Origin of the sequence: Roseixanthobacter pseudopolyaromaticivorans (assembly GCF_043195145.2) — a bacterium.
GTDB lineage: Bacteria > Pseudomonadota > Alphaproteobacteria > Rhizobiales > Xanthobacteraceae > NCEH01.
Map to the genome: position 1 here is coordinate 1043857 of NZ_CM195539.1, position 23929 is coordinate 1067785.

The 23929-nt window shown below is 67.4% G+C and carries 25 protein-coding genes; 19 read left to right on the forward strand and 6 right to left on the reverse strand.

Features of this window, described 5'->3' with window-relative positions; genetic code table 11:
• Positions 1–63: 63 nt before the first annotated feature.
• On the reverse strand, positions 64–1392 hold the full coding sequence (locus tag V5F68_RS05090; RefSeq protein WP_394013556.1) for an MFS transporter: 1329 nt from the start codon (positions 1390–1392) through the stop codon (positions 64–66).
• Entirely contained in the window at positions 1356–3062 is a 1707-nt protein-coding gene (locus V5F68_RS05095) for a GMC family oxidoreductase (RefSeq protein WP_394013557.1), read from the reverse strand. The genes V5F68_RS05090 and V5F68_RS05095 overlap by 37 nt, the downstream gene beginning before the upstream one ends.
• A gap of 209 nt (positions 3063–3271) precedes the next feature.
• Here V5F68_RS05095 and V5F68_RS05100 point away from each other — a divergent pair, with 209 nt between their 5' ends.
• On the forward strand, positions 3272–4060 hold the full coding sequence (locus V5F68_RS05100) for an IclR family transcriptional regulator (RefSeq protein WP_394013558.1): 789 nt from the start codon (positions 3272–3274) through the stop codon (positions 4058–4060).
• 17 nt (positions 4061–4077) lie between these two features.
• Here V5F68_RS05100 and V5F68_RS05105 read toward each other — a convergent pair whose 3' ends face one another.
• The gene (locus V5F68_RS05105) at positions 4078–4296 is read right to left on the reverse strand and encodes a hypothetical protein (RefSeq protein WP_348845992.1); all 219 of its coding nucleotides are present in this window, start codon (positions 4294–4296) and stop codon (positions 4078–4080) included.
• A gap of 342 nt (positions 4297–4638) precedes the next feature.
• On the opposite strand from V5F68_RS05105, the gene V5F68_RS05110 reads away from it, so the two are divergent.
• From V5F68_RS05110 to V5F68_RS05175, 14 genes are all read left to right on the forward strand, one after another.
• Positions 4639–5322, forward strand: a complete 684-nt coding sequence (locus V5F68_RS05110) for an HAD-IB family phosphatase (protein ID WP_394013559.1) — start codon at positions 4639–4641, stop codon at positions 5320–5322.
• Positions 5315–6730, forward strand: a complete 1416-nt coding sequence (locus V5F68_RS05115) for an aspartate aminotransferase family protein (RefSeq protein ID WP_394013560.1) — start codon at positions 5315–5317, stop codon at positions 6728–6730. Before V5F68_RS05110 ends, V5F68_RS05115 begins: the two co-directional genes overlap by 8 nt.
• Before the next feature lie 5 nt (positions 6731–6735).
• The gene (locus V5F68_RS05120) at positions 6736–7659 is read left to right on the forward strand and encodes an arginase family protein (RefSeq protein ID WP_394013561.1); all 924 of its coding nucleotides are present in this window, start codon (positions 6736–6738) and stop codon (positions 7657–7659) included.
• Positions 7656–8024 (forward strand): EamA family transporter, encoded by a 369-nt coding sequence (locus V5F68_RS05125; RefSeq protein ID WP_394013562.1) that lies wholly within the window; start codon positions 7656–7658, stop codon positions 8022–8024. Before V5F68_RS05120 ends, V5F68_RS05125 begins: the two co-directional genes overlap by 4 nt.
• Positions 8025–8033: 9 nt before the next feature.
• Positions 8034–8918: an alpha/beta hydrolase gene (locus V5F68_RS05130; protein ID WP_394013563.1), complete on the forward strand. Its 885-nt coding sequence runs from the start codon at positions 8034–8036 to the stop codon at positions 8916–8918.
• Entirely contained in the window at positions 8908–10116 is a 1209-nt protein-coding gene (locus tag V5F68_RS05135) for a GNAT family N-acetyltransferase (protein ID WP_394013564.1), read from the forward strand. Before V5F68_RS05130 ends, V5F68_RS05135 begins: the two co-directional genes overlap by 11 nt.
• Positions 10113–10550 carry a DMT family transporter gene (locus tag V5F68_RS05140; RefSeq protein WP_394013565.1) on the forward strand — a complete coding sequence of 146 codons (438 nt, stop codon included), beginning with the start codon at positions 10113–10115 and terminating at the stop codon, positions 10548–10550. The genes V5F68_RS05135 and V5F68_RS05140 overlap by 4 nt, the downstream gene beginning before the upstream one ends.
• Complete coding sequence (locus V5F68_RS05145; protein WP_394013566.1) at positions 10538–11008, forward strand: DUF2147 domain-containing protein; 471 nt, start codon at positions 10538–10540, stop codon at positions 11006–11008. The genes V5F68_RS05140 and V5F68_RS05145 overlap by 13 nt, the downstream gene beginning before the upstream one ends.
• A 7-nt stretch (positions 11009–11015) precedes the next feature.
• Positions 11016–12764, forward strand: coding sequence for a sensor histidine kinase (locus V5F68_RS05150; RefSeq protein WP_394013567.1), 1749 nt, complete (start codon positions 11016–11018; stop codon positions 12762–12764).
• 12 nt (positions 12765–12776) lie between these two features.
• Positions 12777–14159 (forward strand): sigma-54-dependent transcriptional regulator, encoded by a 1383-nt coding sequence (locus V5F68_RS05155; RefSeq protein WP_394013568.1) that lies wholly within the window; start codon positions 12777–12779, stop codon positions 14157–14159.
• Entirely contained in the window at positions 14137–14976 is an 840-nt protein-coding gene (locus tag V5F68_RS05160) for a MipA/OmpV family protein (RefSeq protein WP_394013569.1), read from the forward strand. Before V5F68_RS05155 ends, V5F68_RS05160 begins: the two co-directional genes overlap by 23 nt.
• A gap of 79 nt (positions 14977–15055) precedes the next feature.
• Positions 15056–15430, forward strand: a complete 375-nt coding sequence (locus tag V5F68_RS05165) for a hypothetical protein (protein ID WP_394013570.1) — start codon at positions 15056–15058, stop codon at positions 15428–15430.
• Positions 15431–15563: 133 nt separating this feature from the next.
• Positions 15564–15935 (forward strand): response regulator, encoded by a 372-nt coding sequence (locus V5F68_RS05170; RefSeq protein WP_394013985.1) that lies wholly within the window; start codon positions 15564–15566, stop codon positions 15933–15935.
• Entirely contained in the window at positions 15932–16342 is a 411-nt protein-coding gene (locus V5F68_RS05175; protein ID WP_348846005.1) for a response regulator, read from the forward strand. Before V5F68_RS05170 ends, V5F68_RS05175 begins: the two co-directional genes overlap by 4 nt.
• Positions 16343–16385: 43 nt before the next feature.
• Here V5F68_RS05175 and V5F68_RS05180 read toward each other — a convergent pair whose 3' ends face one another.
• Positions 16386–17099 (reverse strand): outer membrane protein, encoded by a 714-nt coding sequence (locus V5F68_RS05180; RefSeq protein ID WP_394013571.1) that lies wholly within the window; start codon positions 17097–17099, stop codon positions 16386–16388.
• A gap of 136 nt (positions 17100–17235) precedes the next feature.
• A complete protein-coding gene (glmM, locus tag V5F68_RS05185) occupies positions 17236–18579 on the reverse strand; it encodes a phosphoglucosamine mutase (RefSeq protein WP_394013572.1) in 1344 nt (447 codons plus the stop codon).
• 301 nt (positions 18580–18880) lie between these two features.
• Here glmM and V5F68_RS05190 point away from each other — a divergent pair, with 301 nt between their 5' ends.
• From V5F68_RS05190 to V5F68_RS05205, 4 genes are all read left to right on the forward strand, one after another.
• The gene (locus V5F68_RS05190) at positions 18881–19882 is read left to right on the forward strand and encodes an adenosine kinase (RefSeq protein WP_394013573.1); all 1002 of its coding nucleotides are present in this window, start codon (positions 18881–18883) and stop codon (positions 19880–19882) included.
• Positions 19879–21171, forward strand: coding sequence for an ATP-dependent DNA helicase (locus V5F68_RS05195; RefSeq protein WP_394013574.1), 1293 nt, complete (start codon positions 19879–19881; stop codon positions 21169–21171). Before V5F68_RS05190 ends, V5F68_RS05195 begins: the two co-directional genes overlap by 4 nt.
• A 132-nt stretch (positions 21172–21303) precedes the next feature.
• Positions 21304–21585, forward strand: a complete 282-nt coding sequence (locus V5F68_RS05200; RefSeq protein ID WP_394013575.1) for a hypothetical protein — start codon at positions 21304–21306, stop codon at positions 21583–21585.
• Between the two features lie 50 nt (positions 21586–21635).
• Positions 21636–22424 carry a DUF1217 domain-containing protein gene (locus V5F68_RS05205; RefSeq protein WP_394013576.1) on the forward strand — a complete coding sequence of 263 codons (789 nt, stop codon included), beginning with the start codon at positions 21636–21638 and terminating at the stop codon, positions 22422–22424.
• A 312-nt stretch (positions 22425–22736) separates the two neighbouring features.
• Here V5F68_RS05205 and V5F68_RS05210 read toward each other — a convergent pair whose 3' ends face one another.
• On the reverse strand, positions 22737–23927 hold the full coding sequence (locus V5F68_RS05210) for an acetyl-CoA C-acetyltransferase (RefSeq protein WP_394013577.1): 1191 nt from the start codon (positions 23925–23927) through the stop codon (positions 22737–22739).
• Positions 23928–23929 lie beyond the last annotated feature (2 nt).

Consider the following 23929-nt stretch of genomic DNA (forward strand, 5'->3'; position numbering starts at 1 on the left):
ATGGGAAGGGAAGGAAGGCGGCGCCCCGCCGCCTTCGGGTCCGGGTCGGTCAGTGCGCGCCCTTCAGCGCGCGGCTTGGGGCGAACGCTGCGCGATTGTGGATGACTGCGCCCCGGGAACCGGCACGCGGATCGCCATGGCGGAGACCATGCTGACGAGGGCGGCGAAGACCACATAGGCACACACGTGCCACGGCAGGCCGTTGCCCTGGGCGAGCAGATAGGTGGCGATGATCGGGGTGATGCCGCTCGCGACGATGCCGGAGAACTGGTAGACGAACGAGATGCCAGTATAGCGCACCCGGGCGTCGAACAGATCCGAGAACAAGGCGGCTTCCGGCCCGTAGCACATGGCGTAGAGCACCCCGAACGGGAAGATGATGCCGAGCGCGATCAGCGGCATGGAGCCCGAGGACATCAGCCAGAAGGCGGGATAAACCGAGAGCGCCAGGAGCAGCGAGCCGATGGCATAGGTGCGCGGGCGCCCCCAGCGATCGGAGAGGCGGCCGAACATCGGAATGGTGAACACCATGACGAACGCGGCCACCGTGACCAGCCATAGGGTGGACGTGCGCGGCACCTTCACATAGTTCGCCAGATAGACGATGGAGAACACGGCGAAGACGTTGAAGAACACGCCGTCGATATAGCGCACGCCCATGCCCAGCAGCACGTTGCGGGGATACTCGCGCAGCAAGGTGAAGAACGGGATCGAGGCTTCCTGATTGTTGGCCTTCACCTGCTCGAATTCCGGCGTCTCGTGTACCTTGAGGCGGATATACATGCCGACCACGATGAGCGCGACGGAGCCGACGAAGCCGATGCGCCAGCCCCAGGACATGAATTGCTCGTCCGGCAGCATGGACATGAGCGCCGTGACGCCCGAGGCGAGGCACAGGCCGAGCGCCAGCCCGATCTGCGGGATCGAGGCATAGAGGCCGCGCTTGTTCTCCGGCGCGTATTCATACGCCATCAGAACCGCGCCGCCCCATTCGCCGCCGATGCCGATGCCCTGCGCGACCCGCAGGAGCAGCAGCAGGATGGGCGCGGCGACGCCGATCTGCGCATAGGTGGGCAGAAGGCCGATCGCCACCGTGGCGACGCCCATGATCATCAAGGTCATGATGAGCATGGTCTTGCGGCCCAGCTTGTCGCCGAAATGGCCGAAGATCAGGCCACCGATGGGCCGCGCCACGAAGCCGACGGCGAACGTGGTATAGGCCAGCAGGATCGACACCACCGGGTCGTCGCCGGGGAAGAACAGCTTGTTGAAGACGATGCCCGCGGCGATGCCGTAGAGAAAGAAGTCATACCATTCGATGGTTGCGCCGATAAGGCTGGCGCCGACAACCCGCCTTAACTCGCGGCTTGAAGCTCCTGCGTGTCCTGCCATGGTGTTTTCCTCCCGTCCTTGGTTTGTTTTTGGGCGTTGTCTCGCCCTGTACTGTTATTCAGGCTGTCCTCGCGGATCATGTCGGCGGCTTTTTCTCCGATCATGATCGCGGGAATATTGGTGTTGCCGGAGGTGACCGCCGGCATCACGGAACAGTCCACCACCCAAAGCCCATCGACGCCGCGCACCCGCAGGCGTGCATCGAGCACCGCCGCGCGGTCATCGTCGGCGCCCATGCGGCAAGTGCCGGCGGGGTGGAAGATGGTGGCGCCATATTCGCGGGCGAAGGCGAGCAGGCCGTCGTCGTCGGTGACACCGGGGCCGGGGAGCTTTTCCTCGGCGACATAGCTGCGCAGCGGCTCGGTGGCGGCGAGCGCGCGGGCGAATTTCAGGCTCGCGACGGCGCAGCGCCGGTCGGTCTCCGTGGCGAGGTAATTCGCGGTGATCTTGGGCGCCGCGAGCGGATCCGCCGAGCCGAGGCGCACGGTGCCGGTGCTTTCAGGGCGCAGCTGGCACACCGAAAGCGTGAAGCCGGAATGGTCGTGCACCTTGCCCCCGGCCATGTCGGCGGAGAGCGTGCCGATGTGAAACTGAATGTCCGGGGTCTTGGATTCCGGCAGGACGCGGGTGAACAAGCCGCCCTGGTTGATGCCGATGGCCAAGGGCCCGCCACGGAACAGCAGATATTCCAGCCCCATGCGCAACCGCCCTGTGAGCGAATTCAGCGCATCATTGGTGGTGATGGGCTTGGTGCAACGATAGAGCAGGCGCAATTGCAGATGATCCTGCAAATTGCCGCCGACGCCGGGGCTATCCAGCTTCACCGCGATCCCGTTTTCCTGCAGGTGCGCCGCCGGCCCAATGCCGGAGAGCATCAGCACTTGCGGCGACTGGACCGCGCCCGCTGAAAGAATGACCCCGCGCCGTGCCTTCAGCGTGCGGATGCCATCGGCGGTGCTCAGTTCGACGCCGCTCGCCCGCATGCCCTCGAACAGCACGCGGCGCGCCTGCGCCTCGGTGAAGATGGTGAGGTTGGCGCGGCCCCGCGCCGGGGCGAGATAGGCTTTCGCCGCGCTCACGCGCATGCCGTTGCGGGTGGTGAGCTGGAAATAGCCGACGCCCTCCTGGCTGGCGCCGTTGAAATCGTCCGTCTCCGGCACGCCGAGGGCGCGCCCGGCGGCCTTCACCGCCTCGATCAATTCGTGCTTGCGCGGAATGGAGCTGATAGTGACGGGGCCGCCCGTGCCGTGCAGCGGATCGGCGGCGAACGGCTGGTTGTCTTCGAGCTTCTTGAAATAGGGCAGCACATCCTGCCAGCCCCAGCCTTCCGCCCCGCGCGCGGCCCAGCCGTCGTAATCCTCGCGTTGTCCGCGCACCACCACCAGACCGTTGATGGACGAGCACCCGCCCAGCACGCGGCCGCGCGGCCAGTAAATGCTGCGCCCGCCCATGGTTGGCTCAGGTTCTGTGTGAAAACGCCAGTTGAGGCGATCATTCCACATGGTCTTCCCATAGCCGATGGGGACATGAATCCAAGGGTTCGTGTCTCTCGGGCCAGCTTCTACCAGCGCCACGCGGCTTTTGCCGTCTTCGCTGAGGCGATTGGCCAGCACACATCCTGACGACCCCGCGCCGATGACGACGAAGTCGAAGTATTCCTCGGCTTGCATTGGCAGTTTCCTCTCTGCGGAACCTACGATGCGACGAAGGTCGGAGAGGAGTCAATCCAATAAATGAAACGAAACGTCTCATTGAATGAGATTTTTGTTGTGCGTTGCGGAAGGTCGTGTGCATCCGCAGCACCACCGCGCGCGCCTCTTTGATTTGGCCGCGCAAGCCTTTAAGGGTTGCTCCGCAGTGCAGCGGGCGAGACAGTGGAATGGCGGACGTCAGCAGAAAGCCGGAAAAAGCGGACGAACGCGACGGCGCCTCGGCCATGCTGCGGGCGCTTCATCTGCTCGGCGAGGTCGCCCGCTCCCCGGTGCCCCTGGGCGTTCCGGAATTGTGTGTCCGCCTGGCCCTGCCCAAGCCCACGGTTCACCGCCTGTGCCAGAAGCTCGAGGCCGAATCCTATCTGCTGCGCGACCCGGACGGGCGCCGCTTCGCCGCCGGCCCGCGCTTTCTGCGCATGGGCTTCGACATGCTGCGCAATTCCGTCAGCTCCGAGCGGCGCGGCATTCTCGAACAATTGGTGGAAGTGGCGGGCGAGACCTGCAATTTCGTGACGCGGGTCGGCAATGAAGCGGTCTATCTCGATCGCGTGGAGGCCAGCTGGCCGCTGCGCATGCATCTGGAGGTGGGCTCGCGCGTGCCCATGCATTGCACGGCCAGCGGCAAGCTGTTCCTCTCGGCCATGCGCCCCAGCCAGCGGCGGCGGATTTTGCAGACGCTCCACCTGAAAGCGCACACCCCCAATACCTTCACCAGCGTCACTGCGCTGGAAGCGGAGCTGGAGCGCATCGCGCAGCGCGGCTACAGCACCGACGACCAGGAATTCCTGGAGGGCCTGTGCGCCATCGCGGTGCCGGTGAAGGATGGGCGCGGCGAGATCGTGGGCGCGGTGGCGTGCCACGGCCCGGTGCCGCGCTTCTCCCTCGAAAAGGCCGAAGCGCTCCTGCCGCACCTGATGCGCGCGGCCGCCCAACTGGCCGCGACCCTGCCGGAGTGACCGGGCCGCTCAGCCGATCAATTGACGAAGACGGCCGCCAGCGGGTCCGCGCTTTCCATGCGGGACGCCTGCTCCAGATGCCAGACGATATTGCTGGCCGCGCGCGCGACGGCGAGTTCAAGCTGAGGGGCGGAGCGGGACGCGGACAGGGCCGCCTGGGTCTGCGCCACCCCTGCGACGAAGCACAGGGAGGCCGCCAGGAGCACGGCGGTCTGAAGCTGTTGAAGATGGTTCATGGCAGATCGGAAACGGTTCGCGGCAGAGCAAGTTGCCTAAAATTAACACAGCCTATCTCGCACTGCAAAATCCCAGTGTCGTGAATGCTGCATAGCAGCAATGTTGCTAGGGCTTAGAAAACCGGCCGGGCCTCCCGTCCGATTGGGGCCAGCGGACCGGCGCGGCATCCAGACTGGTGCCTGGAAACCGCCGGGTGCGATGCCCGCACCTCCAAAGATCGGTGGCGGCTACAGGTTTTGGAGCCGGTGCGGCACGCCGGATTTCCATAATTAATTGAAATATATGGAATTTTAGTCTGGCATGGGGTTTGCGAAGTCCTCCGCAGATGAGCGCGAGGTTTCATGCACACGCACTTTGCCCTGGATTTCGACGGCACCATCAGCCCCGTCGACACCACCGATCTGCTGCTCGCGGCGTTCGCCGATCCCAGCTGGGAGGATATCGAAGCGGAATGGCGCGCCGGCCGCATCGGCTCGCGGGAATGCCTCGCCCGCCAGGTCGCGTTGATCCGCGCCCGGCCGCAGGACCTTCATGCGGTGCTGGCGGGCGTGACGCTCGATCCCGACTTCATCCGCTTCGCGACCGCCGCCTGGCTGCGTCGCGCCACGCTCTCCGTTGTCTCCGACGGGTTCGATCTTGCCATCGTGCATCTGCTGCATGCGAACGGCATCGATCTTCCGGTGGTCAGCAATCGGATGATCCAGGTGGGCGCGGACGGCTGGCGCGCGGAATTTTCCACCCAGGGCGAGCGGTGCGGCAGCGGCACGTGCAAATGCGCCGCCGTGCCGGCGAACCGGCGCGTGATCCTGATCGGCGACGGCCGCTCCGACTTCTGCCTCGCCCGCAAGGCCGATTTCGTCCTCGCCAAGGGGGAGCTGGCCGCCTTCTGCGCGGCGCAGGGCATTCCGCACCAGAAGATCGCCGGGTTCGCCGATGCCCTGCGCTTCATCACCTCCCGCGACCGGCCGGTCATGCCCGCCCTTCCTTCCTTCACCCGCCCGCAGTTCGAGGATCTTCATGCTTGATCGTACGCTCGCCACCACCGCCGATACCCTCGCAGAAGAGCGGGCGCGGCTTCATGCGCTCGAAGCGGCCTATTGTTCCCATGGCGATACGGTGCACTACAGCGAGACGCCGAAGATCTTCGAGCGGTGCGAGGGATCCTTCATTTATGATGATGAGGACCGCGCCTATCTCGATCTTCAGATGTGGTATTCGGCGGTCAATTTCGGCTATGCGAACCCGCGCCTGAACGAGGCCATGCGCCGGCAACTCGACCGCCTGCCGCAGGTCGCGAGCCAGTATCTGCATCGCGAGAAGATCGAGCTTGCGGCCGAGATCGCCATCGGCGCGCAGGAGCGCTTCGGACGCAAGGGGCGGGTGCATTTCAACGTCGGCGGCGCGCAGGCCGTCGAGGATTCCCTGAAGCTGGTGCGCAATGCGTGCGAGGGGAAGAGCCTGATGTTCGCGTTCGAGGGCGGTTATCACGGCCGCACGCTCGGCGCCTCCGCCATCACCTCGTCCTATCGCTACCGCCGCCGCTTCGGGCATTTCGGCGAGCGCGCGCAGTTTATTCCCTTCCCCTATCATTTTCGCGGCCCGCGCGGCATGAGCAAGGAAGAATACGGCCATCTCTGCGTCCAGCAATTCGAACGCCTGTTCGAGAGCGAATATAATGGGGTGTGGGACCCCAAGGCCGGCAAGTGCGAATACGCGGCTTTCTATGTCGAGCCGATCCAGGGGACAGGCGGATACGTTATTCCGCCCGCGAATTTCTTCCCTGAACTGAAGCGCGTGCTCGACAAGCACGGCATTCTGCTGGTGGTGGATGAAATCCAGATGGGTTTCTACCGCACCGGAAAACTGTGGTCGATCGAGCATTTCGGCGTGCAGCCGGACGTGCTGGTGTTCGGCAAGGCGCTCACCAACGGCCTCAATCCCCTGTCCGGCATCTGGGCGCGCGAGGAACTCATCAACCCGCAGGTTTTCCCCGCCGGGTCCACCCATTCCACCTTCAATGCCAACCCGCTCGGCACGGCGGTGGCACTGGAAGCCATGAAGATGATGCGCGAGGAGGATTTCGCCACCAGCGTCAGGGAGAAGGGCGCCTATTTCCTCGCCGGCCTTCAGGAGCTGAAGGCCAAGCATCCCATGGTCGGCGATGTGGACGGCCTCGGCATGGCGCTGCGGATGGAAATCTGCGAGCCGCACGACAGCTATACGCCCTCCAAGGCGCTGATGGACCGCATTGCGGACGAAGGGCTGAAGGGCGATCTCGTCCATGGTGGCGAGCGCTATGGCCTGGTGCTCGACGTGGGCGGCTACCACAAGAACGTCATCACCCTCGCGCCCGCGCTCACCATGTCCTACGGCGAGATCGATCTTGCCCTGGCGCTGCTGGACCAGCTCTTCACCCGCGTCACGCCCCGGTGACCTCCATGCGGATGCGGGTGATCGATCTCGATGGCGCGGTGGCCGCGCAGGCGCCGGTCCAGGGCTGGCTGGATAGCGTGGGCGGCGATCTGATCTTCGCCCGCGATCTTGCGCCCCGGCTTCGCCTGCTGGCGAACCGCGCCGCGCTTCGGGCGCTGGGCGAGCGGCTCGGCCCCGCCGAGCCGAACGAGCTCTATTTCTTCGGCTCGGGCGATTTCCACCATCTGAGCCTGCTTTTGATCGCCCGGCTCGACCGGCCGGTCAGCATCGTCCATTTCGACAATCACCCGGACTGGACGCGCTGGCCGCGCAGCATCAATTGCGGCTCCTGGGTGTGCCGCGCGCTGGATCTGCCGCAGGTGGCGCGGGTCGTCACCATCGGCCCGTGCAGCGCCGATCTGCTCTCGCCGCAGGTCAAGGGCGCCGATCTTGCGGCCTTGCGCGCGGGCCGGCTGGAAGTGCACCCGCTCGCCTCGGCGCGCACCTTCTATGCCGGCCCCGCGTTCGAGAGCCCCGGCGCCTTCGCCACCGCCGGCACGTCACGGCAGGGCATGCATTGGCGCGGGGTGGGGGAGGGGGACTGGCTGGGCCGCATCGATGCCATCGCGCGCAGCCTGCCGGACGCCCCGGTCTGGATCACGCTCGACAAGGACGCGCTCGGCGCCGACGAGGCGATCACCAATTGGGATCAGGGCCGGTTGACGCTCGATCAGGTGCAAGATGCCGTCGCGCTCATCGGCCATCGCCGGCGCATCCTCGGCATGGATGTGTGCGGCGATTACTCGCCGGACCGCGGCAGCGGGCTGGTGCGGGCGCTGCTCGCCTATGGCGACCGCACGCAGCGCTCGGTGCCCGCGCGGGATCCGAACCCGATCAACGCGGCGACGAACCTTCGGATACTGCGGACCATGGAGTCTATTCTTCAATGAAGACATCCATCATCGCCTTGTTCGCGGTTTCCGTCGCCTGCGACGTGTCCGGCCAGCTCGCGTTCAAGCTCGGCGCGAACCGGCTCCCGGCGGCGCGCGCGGTGGGCGCGGGCCTGTTCGCGCTGTCGCTCGTCAGCGAACCCTGGCTGCTGGCGGGGCTTGCGATCTATGCCTTGGAGTTTCTGGTGTGGACGCGGATTCTCGCGCTCGTGCCGCTGGCCATCGCTTTCCCGCTCGCCAGCCTCAACATCCTCGGCATCACGCTCGCGAGCCATTTGTGGCTGAACGAGCGCATCGGGCGGCGCCAATATGCCGGCGCCGTCCTCGTCACCGCCGGCGTCGCCCTTGTCGCCACCAGCCTCTGAGGAATGCGCATGTCCATTGATCGTAGCCTGCTGCTGGAAGGCGGCCCGGCCGGCGTCCTGCTCATCCACGGCCTCGGCGGCACGCCGGTGGAGATGCGCCAGGTGGCGCGCCGGCTCGCCGCCGCCGGCATGACCGTGCTGTGCTGCCAGCTCGCCGGCCATGGCGGCAGCGAGGACGAACTGGCCGCGACCTCGTTCGAGGATTGGTATGCCAGCGCCGAGGCGGCCCTCGCCACGCTGGAGGCGCGGTGCGCCCATGTGCTGGTCGGCGGCCTTTCCATGGGCGCGCTGCTGGCCGCGCTTCTGGCGGCGCGCGAGCCGCAGCGGGTGCGGGCGCTCATCATGCTCGCCCCGACCTTGCGGTACGACGGCTGGTCGATCCCGCGCTACAGTTTCCTGCTGCGTCTGCTCATCAATACGCCCCTCGGCCGGCGCTATCGGTTCGTCGAGCGCGAGCCCTATGGCCTGAAGGACGAGCGCACGCGCGGCATCGTCGCCCGCGCCCTGCGGCAGGGAAACGGGGATGCCGGCATCTTGGCGACACCCGCCCAGGCGCTGCGCCAGCTCTGGCGGCTCGTGGCGGCGCTGAAGCCGCTTTTGCCCCAGATCCGCCAGCCGGCCCTCATCGTCCATGCCCGCCAGGACGATGTCGCCAGCCTCGACAACGCCTTCTTCCTCCAGCGCCGGCTGGGCGGGCCGGTGGAATCCCTGGTGCTGGAGGACAGCTATCATCTGGTGACGCTGGACCGGCAGCATCGCCTCGTCACCGAAAAGGTGGTGGCCTTCGCGCAGGCCATCGACGCGGCGCGGGTGTCGCCGGCCGCCCGTCCGTCCGGTTCGCGCCGGCAGACCCCGGAGCTGGGCGAGAAGGCGGAGGTTGCCCATGTCGCATGAGGCGCTTCTTTCCCCCTGGCCAGCATCCGTGCCCCTAGCAGCCTCCACCTTCATTGGCGGCACGATGCCGGGGATCGGCACCATCGAGAAGGCGGACTGGGACGCGGACCGGCCGGGCGAGAGCGAAGGCTGGGCGTATCTGCGGACCTGCGAAATCGATCCGCCGCAGGCGATGGAGCTTGCGGCGGTAGCGGTGAACGATGGGCGTGGCTTTGCCGCAGGAGCGTGCCTTTTCACCCTGAAGTATCGCCTGGACACCCCGTTTCAGGACGGGGGCCTGGGCCGCGTCTGCGCGGCCATCGCAGCGCGGGCGCCGGGCCTCATGGAATGGCACATGCTCGGCGTCGGCTCGCCCTTCACCGAGCGCTGCCCCATCTCCCTGCACCCGCGTGTTGCGCCGGGCGCACGCCAGCCGGTGGCCACTGCCCTGTGCCAAGCCGTGGAGGCGCAGGCGCGGCGGCAGGGCGCGTCGCTGATCGCCTTCAAGGATCTCGCCGCGCCGGACCTGGAGCGTCTCGCGCCGGCCCTGTCCGCCGCCGGCTATGTGCCCATCGAAAGCCTGCCGGTCGCGGTGCTTGATCTCGCCGGTTGCCGCGATCTCGATGGGTATCTTGCGCACCTGTCGTCGGCGACCCGCAAGGATCTGCGCCGCAAGCTGCGACGGGCCGGCAAGGTCGATGTGGAATGGCGCACCTCGATTGCCGGAATCGAGCGCGAGATTGCCGCCCTCTACGAGTCCACCCGCACCCGCAGCCAGGTGCGCTACGGCGATTTCGAGGAATTGCCCGGCGATTACTTTCCTCGCATCGCGGCGGCCCTCGGCGGACAGGCGGTGTTCGCCTGCTATCGCGTGGACGGGGTGCTCGCGGCCTTCAACCTGCTGCTCGTGGAGGGCGATCGCGTCATCGACAAATTCCTCGGCATGGCCTACCCGCTCGGCCCCGACCACGACCTCTATGCCCTGAGCTGGATGGAGAACGTGCGTTTCTGCCAGCGCATCGGCCGCCGCTATCTCCAGACCGGACAGACCGCCTATGCCTCCAAGCTGCGGTTCGGCAGCGCGCTGGAGCCGCGGGTGCATCTGGTGAAGCACCGCAATCGCGTGATCCACCGGGCGATCCGCCTCGCGGCGCCGCTCTTGTCGTTTCCGCGCTGGGACCCGGACCTGCGGCACGAAAAGGGAAGGCGCAGCCCATGAAGCGCCTGGCAAGCTTCAGCCCCTCCGCCGTCCTGCTGTTCGCGACCTTCCTCGCCGCCGACACGGCGACCCAGATCGCGTTCAAGGCGAGCGCCCAGGCAATCGGCGATATCCCCCTCGGAGGCGCCTTCCTCGCAGCGGCCTGCGCCACGCCGGCGGCCTGGATCGCGGTCGCGCTCTATATCGTGACCTATGTGCTCTGGATGATGGTGCTCCAGGGGAGCACCCTGAGCCGGGCGTTTCCGCTGACCGCGCTGAGCTACGTGACGGTGCCGCTGGTGGCGTGGATGGCCTTCGGCGAAACCATCGATGCGCGCGCGTGCGCCGGCATCGTGCTGATCCTGTTCGGCGTCGGCCTCATCGGCGCCGAGGACGAGGCCGAACAGGCGCATCGCCCCGCCCGCGTTCTGGAGCATCCTTCATGCGTCGACTGATCGCCGCCGCCCTTCTTCTCGCCTCGGTCTCCGGGGTCGCCGCCGCGCCCGACATCTCCGGGGTCTGGCTCACCGACGATGGCGAGGCTGCCGTTGATCTGCATCTGTGCGGCACCACGCTGTGCGGGCATATTGTGTGGCTGAAGACACCCCGGGACGAGGCGGGCCTGCCCGTGCGCGACGAAGACAATGCCGATGAAACCCTGCGCGGCCGGCCGCTGTGCGGCGTCGAGGTGATCGCCGGCCTTGCGCCACAGGGAGACGGCTGGGAGGGCGGCTGGATCTATGATCCCGAACGCGGCGCGCGCTATAGCGCGGCGATCCAGCAGAACGGCAAGGATTCCCTTGCCGTTACCGGATTCGTGGGCGTGAAGGCGCTCGGGCGAACCCTGGTCTGGAGCCGCGCGCCCGCGGTCCTGCCGCGCTGCGACGGCGCTGCGGGCAAGGGCGAGCATTGAACCCGCCATGACCCAATGCCGGCAAACCGCATTCGTCTGGTGGTCCCGGCTGCCGCTGCGGCTGCGTCTCACCCTGTCGTTCCTGCTGGTGAGCGTTCCCCCGGTCCTGATCGCGAGCTTCATCGCGGCGCAGGTCATCTCCGCCGCGTTCGAGCGCAATGTGGAGCAATGGATCGGCGAGATCGCGCATTTCCTGGTCAACGAGGCCGCCGAGGGCAAGGAGGAAGCCCAGCACGCAACCGCCATCGTCGCCGCTGCCCTGTCGCGCCAGAGCACGGGTGTCTATGCCGGCGGGGCGGACCCCATCGGCCCGTTCGCCGATCTGCTGGCCTCCGTGGGCTATGATTTCGTGCGTCTCTATACCGAGGACGGCAAGGTGCTGTTCTCGGCCGGAGACATCGAGCTGCTCCAGCCGCTGCCGCGCGAACCCGTCGCATCGATCTTCTTCGTCAAGGAGCAAGGACAGCCGGCCATGATGGTCGGCGCGGTGCAGGCGCTGCGGATCGGCGGGGTGGATGCCTTCCTGTTCGTCGCCAATGTGCTCGACGAGCAATTCTTCAATGCACCGCAAAGCATCCGCTCCCTGGACTTGCACCTGATCGAGGTGTCCGAGAAAGGGCAGTTGCGGGATCTCGCGCGCGGCGGCGGTCCGGCGTTCGAGGTGCCGCCCAATGTCCTGGCCGAGCTGCGCTCCGGGGCGGACAGCGCGTTGCTGCCCCATCGGGTCAACAACGGCTCGGCGGTGGCCTTCGCCGCGCTTCGCGATGATCGCCAGCGGCTCGTCGGCATCATCGCCTGTCGCCTCACCGGCGTGCCCGCGGCCTTCGAACGTCTTGGAACCCTCTGGCTGTTCATCGCGCTGGCCGGCACCGCGGGCCTGCTCTCGTTGCTCGTGGGCATGGCGATGTCGCGCCGGCTCAGCGACCCGTTGCGCGCGCTGACGCGCGGCGTGCGCGCCGTCGCGGAGGGGGATTACCACACCCGCGTGCGCGAGGAGGGCGGGCGCGAGATCGAGGAACTCGCCAGCGGCTTCAATGCCATGACCGCCCAGCTCGAGACCTTGCGCAACCTGGAGGCGGAGATGCGCCATCGCGCCCAGCTCGCCACATTGGGCGAGGCGGCGGCGGTGATCGCGCACGAAATTCGCAATCCGCTGGGCATCATCAAGACCTCGACCGAGCTGGTGCGCCGCAAGACCCAGATGGCGCCGGGCGAGGATCGGCTGATGACGTTCGTGTTGGACGAGGTGAACCGCATCGAGCGCCTAGTGCAAGAATTGCTCGATTACGCACGGCCGGCGCAATGCCAGCACGTCCTCATCGAACTGGTATCGGATGTGGTTCGCCCGGTGCTGGATTTCGCGGCCCCGGAACTGCAGCGGCGCCAGGTGACGCTGGCCGTGCGTTTGCCCGACGATCCGGTCCGCGTCATGGGCGATGCCGACCGGCTGCATCAGGCGCTGCTGAACCTGCTGCTGAACGCGGCGGACGCCGCGCCGCAGGGCGGCCACATCATCGCGCGGGTGGTCCCGGAGGCCGGCGGCATCCGCATCGAGATCGAGGACAATGGTCCGGGCGTGGCACCCGAGATGCGCGACCGCATCTTCGAGCCGTTCGTCACCAGCAAAGTGAACGGCACCGGCCTTGGACTGGCCAAGGTTCAGGCGACAGTGCAGGCGCACGAGGGAACCGTGGAGTATCGCGACGCGCCCACCGGCGGGACGATCTTCACCATCCATCTGCCCCTGCACGCATGATGAGAAGGCCGAATGGCACCCAATATCCTTGTCGTCGATGACGAGCTTCGCCTGGGCGAAGTGCTGGAAGCCGCGCTTGTGGAACGCGGGTTCGACGCCGCTTCGGTGAACACCGTCGATGCCGCGCTCGCCTATTGCAAGACCCATGCGGTGGACGTGGTGCTCAGCGATTTGCGGATGCCCGGGCGAACCGGGCGGGACCTGCTCCACGCGCTGAAGGAAGGGCGCCCCGAACTGCCCGTCATCATCATGACCGCCTATGCGACGGTGCGCGGCGCGGTCGATCTGGTGAAGGACGGCGCGTTCGACTATGTGGCCAAGCCGTTCGAGCTGGACGAGGTGGTCGCCACCATCGAGCGCGCGCTCAAGATCCGCGCCGTGGTCAGCGAGAATGCCCGGCTGCGGACCGAGCTGGAAGGGCGCTACAAGTTCGACAATCTGGTGGGCCGCAGCCCGCCGTTCGCCGAGGTGCTGCGGCAGGTCAGCGAGGTGGCGCAGAGCCGGGCGACCGTTTTGCTTCAGGGGGAAAGCGGCACCGGCAAGGAATTGGTCGCCCGCGCCATCCACTACAACAGCCCGCGCCGCGACCTGCCGTTCGTCGCCGTCAATTGCGCGGCGATCCCCGAGACGCTGATCGAGAGCGAATTGTTCGGCCATATCAAGGGCGCCTTCACGGGGGCGACCGGAAGCCGCGACGGCCGCTTCACCGCCGCCGACCGGGGCACTCTGTTTCTCGACGAGATCGCCGACATGCCGCTGGCGGTGCAGGCCAAGGTGCTGCGCGCGATCCAGGAGCAATGCTTCGAGCCTTTGGGAAGCAGCAAGAGCGTGAAGGTGGACGTGCGCATCATCGCCGCCACCCACAAGGATCTGCATAAGGAAATCGCCAGCGGCGGGTTTCGCATGGATCTGTATTACCGCCTCGCGGTCTTCCCCATCACGCTGCCGCCGCTGCGGGAGCGGCGGGAGGACATCGGCCTTCTCGCGGCCCATTTCCTCCAGCAGGCGGCGCAGGACATGGGCAAGCGCATCACCGGGCTCACCCCGGGCGCGATCGCCGCCATGACCCAATATCCCTGGCCCGGCAACATCCGCGAATTGCAGAACAGCATGGAGCGTGCCGCCATCGTCGCGCGCGGCAGCGAAGTGGGGGAGAAGGACCTGCTGCTGTTCGGCCTCGACGGCGGTCCCGGCGGGGAGGCGCGCGCCCTCCCGTCCGATCTCGATGCGGAATTGGCGCGGATCGAGCGGGATTTTGTTCTTGAAGCCCTGAAGGAGGCGGGCGGGGTCCAGGCGCGCGCCGCCGAACGGCTGGGCATCACCGAGCGGAGCCTTTGGCATCGCATCAAGAAATTCGCGATCAAGGTGTCCCGTGTCGCTGAAAGCCCAGAATAACGGGCCCGCGCGGCGGCTGCGGCCGACCGCGCTGCTGCTCGTGCTCCTTGCCCTCGCGGTCGCCGTGGGCCGGCCACCCGAGGCCCACGCGGGCGATGGGGAAGCGGCTGGTGCCGGCTGGATCGTGTCCATCGGCGGTACGCTGGCGAGCGCCCCGAGCTTTCCCGGCACGTCCAAGGTGGGGCCCACCTTCATGCCGAGTTTCGACATTCGCCGCGCCGACGAACCCGCGACCTTCAGCGCGCCGGACGACGATTTTTCCGTGTCTATGCTGAGCTTCGGGGGCCTGTCGCTCGGCCCGCTCGCCTCCTTGCGCGATTCCCGGCCGAGCGGCGCCCTGCGGGGGCTGCCGGGCTATTCCTCTGCCATCGAACTCGGCGGGTTCGCCGAGTTCTGGCCCATCGACCATGTCATCCGCACCCGCGTCGAGCTGCGCCAGGGCGTGAACGGCGGCGACGGGCTCACCGGCACGCTGGCGATGGACTTCGTGCATACGATGGACAAGTTCACCTTCGCCATCGGCCCGCGTCTCAATCTGGCGGACGCCAATGCCATGCAGACCGAGTTCGGCGTCGGCGCGGTGACGGCGGCGCTCAATCCCACGCTGCCGGTCTACGAGGCGGCCGCGGGCGCGAAATCGGCGGGGCTTGCGGGCTCGGTCAGCTATGAGGTGTCGCCCGAATGGACCGCCACCATGTTCGGCGGATACGATCGGCTGGTCGGCTCGGCGGCGGCGAGCCCGATCACCAAGCGCCTGGACGGGACCAACCAGATCACCGTCGGCGTCGGTTTCGAGCGGGCCTTCCAGTTTCCCTGAGCGGGAGAGAATGGTTCCGGCGCGAGGGGCGCCTTGACATTTGCGCCCGTCCGCCGACCCTCCGGGCAGGGAGTGCGTGATGATCGACCATCGGACGGACCAGAGGCAGGACGGCGCCGGGCACCGGGTGATGCGCTGGGACCAGGTGGAGCGTGCCGCGAAGGATCTCGGCGCGGATAAGTTTCGCGTGTTCGGTGCCCATGAGACCGGGCAGGGGGGCGAAGAGGGCTCCACCATCTGGTTCGGCGCCACCTTCCTCGATGCGGACGGCAAGCGGGCGGAGGTGATCTCCCCGCCGTTTGAAAACATTTCGGCCATGAGCTTCATCGAGGGGTTCGACGCCGCCATCGCCCGCGCCTTCCTGGCGGATCTCGCCGAGCACGTGCGCCGTGCCGCAGCGGTACGCAAGTTCCGCGAAGAGGGCCCGGCGCACCCCTCGGACGGGGCTAATTAGCCGCGCGCGACCCCCGCCGGATTTTTGCACCTGGAGCGGAACCATAGATGGGCGCCGCCGTTTTTCCCGAACAGGTCTGAGGGGGAACCGGCCATTGGGCGCTATGAAGGAGCACCTACCGCATTTGGATGACGTGCCCCGCACAATTCTCGTCGTCGAGGACGAACCCCTGGTCCGGCTGGTGATCGCGGAAGCTCTGCGCGACCAGGGGTTTCGTGTGGTGGAAGCGGCCTCCGCGGAAGAGGCGATCCTGGCGCTCGCCTCGGGCATCGCGGTGGATCTCGTGTTCACGGACGTCCGCATGCCGGGTGCGCTCGATGGCATCGCGTTTGCGCGCCGGCTGAACCGGGAGCGGCCGGACCTGCCGGTGCTGATCACATCCGGGCATCTCGATCAGTTGGAGAGCGGAGACGCAACCGCCTTCATCTCCAAGCCTTATGTGCTGGGCGACGCGGTCGCGCGCATTTCGGCGATGCTGGATCCCGCTTCGAAGGAGAACATATGAGCGAAGCTGAAACCCTTGTGGAGGAGCGGCCGCGCGTGCTGGTCCTGGACGCGGATATCGTGGTGCGCCATGTGCTGGCCGAATATCTGCGCACGTGCGGCTATCAGGTGGCTGAGGCTGCGAGCGCGGACGAAGCGCTCGACCTGCTGACCAATGCCGAGCAACCCTTCGATGTGATGCTGGCCGATGTGGCCGCCCCGGGCCGGCTCGCGGGCTTCGCCCTGGCCGCGTTCGTGCGGGAGAACCATCCGGCGATCGAGGTCATTCTCGCCGGCACGCCGGCCAAGGCGGCGAACGAAGCGGCCGAGCTGTGCGACCAGGGCCCGCACCTGTCCCGCCCCTATGAGCCGCAATCGGTGGTCGAGCGCATCAAGCAGCTCATGGCGGCGCGCGCCCGCAACCGCTGAGGGTCTTCTACATCGGGCGAAAAGCGCCGCAGAGGCGCCGGTCTCATTTCAGTGCGTAGCGCACGCCGATGCGGAACTGATGGGCGTCGATATCCTGCACCACGGGCGTGCTGGCCAGGGCGGAGACGCCCGGCATCTCGATGGAGAGATAGCGATAACCGACATCGAGGCTGAGGCCCGGCGTGATCGCCCAGCTGACGCCGGCCGCCAATTCCCAGGTGAACCGCCAATCCTGCGTATGGATGCCGCCCACCGCCAGGAACGGATCGCGCTCCAGCGACACGATGCCGAAGCCCAGGCCGCCGCCCACATAGGGGGTCAGGCCGTTCCAGGTGGCAATGTCCCAATAAGCGCTGGCGAGCGCGGTGGTGGCGGAGATCTGCACGCCGCCGCCGCTGGCCGCCGCATTGAACGGGGCCATGTAATCCATAGTGAAATCGGTGCGGAGCCACGGCAGCAGGCGATAGCCGATGCCGCCGCCGAGGGTCCAGGTATCGCCGTCGCTGCTGACGGGAAACGCCAGGGCGCCGGCCCGCGTGGCGGCGGAAGCGGCGGCATAGCCCGTGTCGGCGCGGAAGTACCAGCCGGAGGGGGTATCGTCCTCCACCTCGGGCGCGTTCAGCGTGAAATCGCCGGCCTTGCCGAGAAAACCGGGCGGCAGGTCGGCCGCCAGGCTCGCGGAGGTCTGGCTCGCGGAGGCGAGCAGCAGCATCGCGAGGGCGAGAAGGGCGGGGCGGGGCGAGGGCAGGGTCATCATGGCGAGGATCCGAACGGGGGCGGGAGGTTTCCGCCCCGCGCCGTCAGACCTTGTCAGCAGATGCTTAAATGCCCGTTAACCCTAACAAATCTCTTTCACGCCCCGGCCGGGCCGCAGATGCGGACCGCGTGCGGCCTCAGGCGGCGACCCGTTTCAGGGCGTCGATCACCTCGTCGACCACCGTCTCCACGAGGTCCCGGTCATCGCCTTCGCCCATGACGCGGATCACCGGCTCGGTGCCCGAGGGGCGAATCAGCAGCCGGCCGTGATTGGCGAGGCGCCGCTCCGCATCGGCGATGGCGACCTGGACGTTCTCGTTCTCCAGCGGCGCGCCGGACTGGTAGCGCACATTCTTGAGGATCTGCGGCAGCGGCTCGAAGCGGTGGCACACTTCCGAGACCGGGCGTTCCGTGCCGGCGACCACCGCCAGCACCTGGAGCGCGGCGACCAGGCCGTCGCCGGTGGTGGAATAATCCGACAGGATGATGTGGCCCGACTGCTCGCCGCCCACATTGTAGCCGTCGGCCAGCATGCGCTCGAGCACGTAGCGATCTCCCACCGCGGTGCGGGCAAGGGTCAAGCCCACGTCGGCGAGATAACGTTCCAGGCCGAGGTTGGACATCACCGTCGCCACGATGCCGTTGCGCGAGAGGCGGCCGTCGGCCTTGAAGCTCTCGGCCACCACGGCCATGATCTGGTCGCCGTCGATGATATGGCCCTTCTCGTCCACCATCAGCACGCGATCCGCATCCCCGTCGAGGGCGATGCCGATGTCGGCGCGCACTTCGCGCACCTTGGCGGAAAGGGCGGCGGGGGAGGTGGACCCCACGTCGCGGTTGATGTTCATGCCATCCGGCTCGGCGCCGATGGCGATCACGTCCGCGCCCAACTCCCACAAGGCCTCCGGCGCCACGCGATAGGCGGCGCCATGGGCGCAGTCCACCACCACGCGCAGGCCCTCGAACGACTGGCCGCGCGGCAGGGTGCGCTTGGCATATTCGATATAGCGCGCATGCACGCCTTCGAGCCGCTTGGCGCGGCCGATCTCGGTGGGCTTGGCGAGCTTGCGCGACATGTCGCCGTCGATCAGGTCCTCGATGTCCAGCTCGATGGCGTCGGAGAGCTTGAATCCGTCCGGCCCGAACAGCTTGATGCCGTTGTCATCGAACAGATTGTGCGAGGCCGAGATCATCACCCCGAGGTCGGCGCGCATGGAGCGCGTGAGCATGCCCACCGCAGGCGTCGGCATGGGGCCCAGCAGCAGCACATCGAGCCCCACCGAAGTGAAGCCCGCCACCAGTGCATTCTCGATCATGTAGCCGGACAGGCGCGTGTCCTTGCCGATCACGACCCGGTGGCGATGCTCGCCGCGGCGGAAGGTCAGCCCGGCCGCCATGCCCACCCGCAAGGCGAGATCCGCCGTCAGGGTGGCATTGGCGCGACCACGCACGCCGTCCGTGCCGAAATACTTGCGTGCCATACTTTGGGACCCCCGCACCCTGGTTCTGTGACGGTTTACCGCCTGGAGGCGGCGGAGAAGCGGCGGGGGGTCGCGCTTCGTCCGTTCCAAGCCAGGCGCCAAACCAAATTCGCGCAGCGATTGCCGCCATGTAACATGGCGCGGCGGCATGGCGGGTCAATTTTTGTGAGCGCAGGTGACAATCCCCGGCTCAATGGCGCGAACGGGCGCCGCGCGCGCGGAATTCGCGCGTTGCGATTGCCCGATCCGGCACGTGGGTGCTACCGCTGCAGCTGTTGTCTTCGCCAGGAGTGTCCCGCCCGTGCCTTCCATCGACCTCGATGTGCTCACCATCGGCAATGCGATCGTCGACGTCATCGCCCGCGCCGAGGAGGATTTTCTCCTGGCCCAGGCGATGCCCAAGGGCTCCATGACGCTGATCGACGAGGCGCGCGCCGAATCGCTCTATGGCGCGATGGGGCCGGGGGTCGAGGTATCCGGCGGCTCGGCGGCCAATACGGCGGCGGGCGTCGCCTCCTTCGGCGCGCGCGCCGGGTTCGTCGGGCTGGTGCGGCAGGATGGGCTCGGCACCGTGTTCGCCCACGACATCCGCGCCGCCGGCGTCGCCTATGCCACCCCCGCCGCCGGCGAGGGCCCGGCCACCGCGCGCTGCCTGATCCTGGTGACGCCCGACGGCGAGCGCACCATGAACACCTATCTCGGCGCGGCGCAGAACCTCACCCCCGCGCAGATCGACGCGGCCGTGGTGGCGAGCGCCGGCATCACCTATCTGGAAGGCTATCTGTGGGACCCGCCGCCGGCCAAGCAGGCGTTCCTGAAGGCCGCCGAGATCGCCCACGGGGCGGGCCGGCAGGTCGCGCTCAGCCTGTCGGACGCCTTCTGCGTCGATCGCTACCGCGCCGAATTCCTCGATCTGCTGCGCACTGGCGTGGTGGACCTCGTGTTCTGCAACGAGGCCGAGGTGAAGTCGCTTTATGAGACCGCCGAGGTGGATGCCGCGCTGGTGCAATTGCGCCGCGACGCCCGCCAGTCGGTGGTGACGCGCAGCGAGAAGGGCGCGGTGTTCCTCACCGCCGAGGCGACCGTCACGGTTCCCGCCCATCCCGTGGCCGAGGTGGTGGACACCACCGGGGCGGGCGACCTGTTCGCGGCCGGCTTCCTGTTCGGCCATGCCACCGGCCGCGACCCGGCGACCGCGCTGCGCCTCGGCGCGCTGGCGGCGAGCGAGGTCATCTCCCATCTCGGCGCGCGGCCGCAGAAGGATCTGATCGCTTTGGCGCAAGAGGGCGGCCTGCTGAAGTGAGCGAACTTGTCGCGCAGGAAGACGGCGCCACCCGCGCGCTGCGCCAGATCGACGGCGGGGCGCGCACCTTGCTGGTGCTCGGCGGCGCCGGCACGGGCAAGACCACTTTCCTGCACGAATTGCGCAAGATGCCCCGGGGGCGCCAGGTGTTCCTGGCCCCCACCGGGGTCGCCGCCCTGCAATTGGGCGGGCAGACCATCCATTCCTTCTTCGGCATTCCCCCGCGCATCCTCAATCCCGACGAGGTGAAGCCGCGCGTGCAGGTGCGCCGCCTGCTGAAGAAGCTGGACCGCGTCATCATCGACGAAATCTCCATGGTGCGGGCCGACCTGCTGGACACGGTGGATCGGGCGCTGCGCATCTCGCGCGACAATTCCGAGCCGTTCGGCGGCGTGCAGATGGTGCTGGTGGGCGATTTCCTGCAATTGCCGCCCGTGGTGCCGCTGGCCGAGCAGGACATGCTTTCCCGCATGGGCTACGAGGGCCCGTTCGCGTTCCATGCCAAGGCGCTGGCGGAGCAGGAACTGGCGCGCGCGCCGTTCCTCACCGTGCACCGGCAGAGCGACCGTGCGTTCATCGCCCATCTTGCCAATCTGCGCCGGGGTGAGCGCATGCGCGAGACGCTGGAGGCGATCAACGCCGCCTGCGTGCGGCCGCACCGGCCGGGCGTGCAGCCGGTTCTGCTCACCCCCACCAATGCGCGCGCGGATGCCTATAACCAGCGCGGCCTCGCCAATCTGGCGGGGGAGGCGCGTGAGTTCGCGGGCGTGTTGAAGGGCGAGTTCGGGCTGGAGGGCGACCGCCTGCCGGTGCCGGAACGCCTTGCCCTCAAGCCCGGTGCGCGCGTCATGACCTTGCGCAACGATCCCGCGCGGCGCTGGGTCAACGGCTCGGTGGGCACTGTGGTCGGCATCGGCGCCCATAGCGCCATGGTGCGGCTCGACAGCGGGTCCACAGTGGAGATCGAGAGCTTCACCTGGGAGCGCATCCGCTATGGCTGGGACGAGCCCTCCGGCCGCATCGACGTGCAGGTGGTGGGCGCCTATACGCAGCTTCCGCTCGTGCCCGCCTGGGCCATGACCATGCACAAGGCGCAGGGCCTGACGCTGGAAGACGTGCGCATCGATTTCGACAATGGTGCGTTCGCCGCCGGCCAGGCCTATGTGGCGCTCTCGCGCGCCCGCTCGCTGGAAGGCATGTCGCTGGTGCGCGAGATCCGCCCCTCCGATATCCGGGTGGACCGGCGCGTCGCCGCCTTCATGGCGGCGTTCGAAGCGGGGGAAATGTAGCGGCTCACCCGCGCACGAGACCGCGCAAGCCCCGCGCAAGCTTCCTGCGCAAGGCTCGGCTTACCGTTCCAAATCCGGAGTGCCCGTTCGATCGAAAAGCGTGGCACCGGCCTGCAGCGGCGAGGTAATGCCATGACCACGATTTCCAGCCTGGGATCCGAACACGGCGGCCACGATGTCGCGAAAGTGCGTCGCGTCGCGCTTCAGGCCGTCGAGGCGTCCGTCATCGCTGGCAACATCCCCGATGCCCAGCGCATCCTGGCCCGGATGGCCGACGACATGCGCGCCGCCTCCAGCGCGCCGGTCGCAGCGCCCGCCGCAGCGTCCCCGGCCGAGGCCAATCCCTATCGGCCGGTGATGAAGGCGGATCTCTCCGAGGTCGGCGCGGCCGCCCATTCCAAGGGCGAAAAATAGCCGTTCGGCTTCCCGCCGCGTCCGCCATCGCCGCCCGTCAGGATCTCGCCATGACCATCGACCTCGGTTCCACCTACGCGACCTATCGCTATCTGTCGAAGGACATGGCCAGCACGCTGAAGGCGCAGGCGAAGGACCCGCAGGTGGCGCGCGAAACGGCGTATTTCCAGGCCAATATCGGCAAGATGAAAACCGCCGACGATCTGATCAACAATTATCGCCTGTTCAGCTATGCCATGACCGCCTATGGCCTCTCCGACATGACCTATGCCAAGGGGTTCATGCGCAAGGTGCTGGCCAGCGACCTTTCCGACAAGAACAGCTTCGCCAGCCGGCTGAACGACCAGCGCTTCACCCAATTCGCCAAGATGTTCGCCTTCAAGACCTATGGCGACAAGACCACCTCCACCCAGGCGTTGCAGCAGACGGTTTCGGCGAAATATGCCCAGCAATCCCTGGAGGACACCGCCGGGCAGAGCGACCAGGGGGTTCAGCTGGCGCTCTATTTCAAGCGCATGGCGCCGACCGTGACCTCGGCCTACGGGCTGCTGGGCGACGCCGCCTTGTGGAAGGTCTGCAAGACCGTGTTCGGCTTCCCGGATGCGATGGCCAATGCGGACATCACCAAGCAGGCGACGGTGGTCAAATCCCGCCTCAACATCGCCGACCTGCAGGACCCCGCGAAGGTGGACAAGATGCTCCAGCGCTTCGCCGTGACCTGGGACGTGACCAACAACGCCACGTCGAGCCCGGTGCTGCCGCTGTTTGATTCCGGGTATTCCCAATCGGTCAGCAGCGGCACCAGCGCGGGCCTGCTGAACCTGCGCTACGGCGGCTAGGGCGCTCGCCGCCCCTCCTGGATGGTGCGGAGGTGGGCTTGAGGGGGTCCGTTGTGGCCGGCGCGGCGTGCACGGTCGTTTCGCGCCGCTTGCCGAAATCATTGCCGAACGTTCGCCCGAAATGGCGGTTTCGTCCGCCGAAAAGGGGCGGAGAAGCTCCACGAAACCCCTGTTCGTCTTTGCTAAGCCATTGTTTCACGTGAAACATTTTGACGCCGAATCGGTGTGTGGGCGCCGCCGGGCGCAAAATGCCGGCGGGTCCGTTTTCGTGTCGGGGCGCGCCCCCGCAAGGCCGCGACCCTGCCTTTCCGCTTAGGAGAGGCGCTCGACCGCCATGGCGGTGGCTTCCCCGCCGCCGATGCACAGCGAGGCGATGCCGCGCTTGAGATCGTATTTTTCCAGCGCCGCCAGCAAGGTCACCAGCACCCGCGCGCCGGACGCGCCGATGGGATGGCCGAGCGCGCAGGCGCCGCCGTGGACGTTCACCTTCTCATGGGGCAGGCCGAGGTCGTGCATGGCCGCCATGGCCACCACCGCGAACGCCTCGTTCACCTCGAACAGATCCACATCCTCCAGGTCCCAGCCGGTGCGCGCGCTTAAAGTCCGGATGGCGCCGATGGGAGCGGTGGCGAACAGGTTCGGCGCCTGGGCGTGGGTGGCATGCCCGCGAATGGCCGCAAGCGGCGTGAGGCCGTGCTTTTCCGCATGCGACAGGCGCATCATCACCAAAGCGGCGGCGCCGTCCGAGATGGAGGAGGAGTTCGCCGCCGTCACCGTGCCGCCTTCGCGGAAGGCGGGCTTCAGGGTCGGGATCTTCTCCAGCTTCGCCTTGGGGGGCTGCTCGTCCGTGCTCACCACCCGCTCGGTCTTCCCCGACTTGACGGTGACGGGAACGATCTCCTTGGTGAAGCTGCCCTCGCTCATCGCCTTCTGCGCCCGCTCCAGCGAGGCGATGGCGAAATCGTCCTGCGCCTTGCGGGTGAACTGGTAGGCCTCCGCGCAATCCTCGGCGAAAGTGCCCATGAGGCGGCCCTTGTCATAGGCGTCCTCCAGCCCGTCGAGGAACATATGGTCCAGCACCTTGCCATGGCCCATGCGATAGCCGGAACGGGCGCGATCCAGCAGATAGGGGGCGTTGGTCATGCTCTCCATGCCGCCGGCCACCGCCACGTCGGCGCTGCCCGCGTGAAGCAGATCATGGGCGAACATGGCGGCCTTCATGCCGGAGCCGCACATCTTGTTGACGGTGGTGGCGCCTGCCGAGAGCGGCAGCCCGGCGCCGATGGAGGCCTGGCGCGCTGGCGCCTGGCCCTGGCCGGCGGGAAGGACGCAGCCGAACACCACTTCCTGCACCGCCTCGGGCGCAAGGCCCGCGCGCTCCAGGGCGGCGGCGATGGCGGCCGCGCCCAGCTGCGGCGCGGTCATGTCCTTCAAATCGCCCTGGAAACCGCCCATGGGCGTGCGGGCGGCGGAAACGATGACGATGGGATCGTGGGTGCTCATGG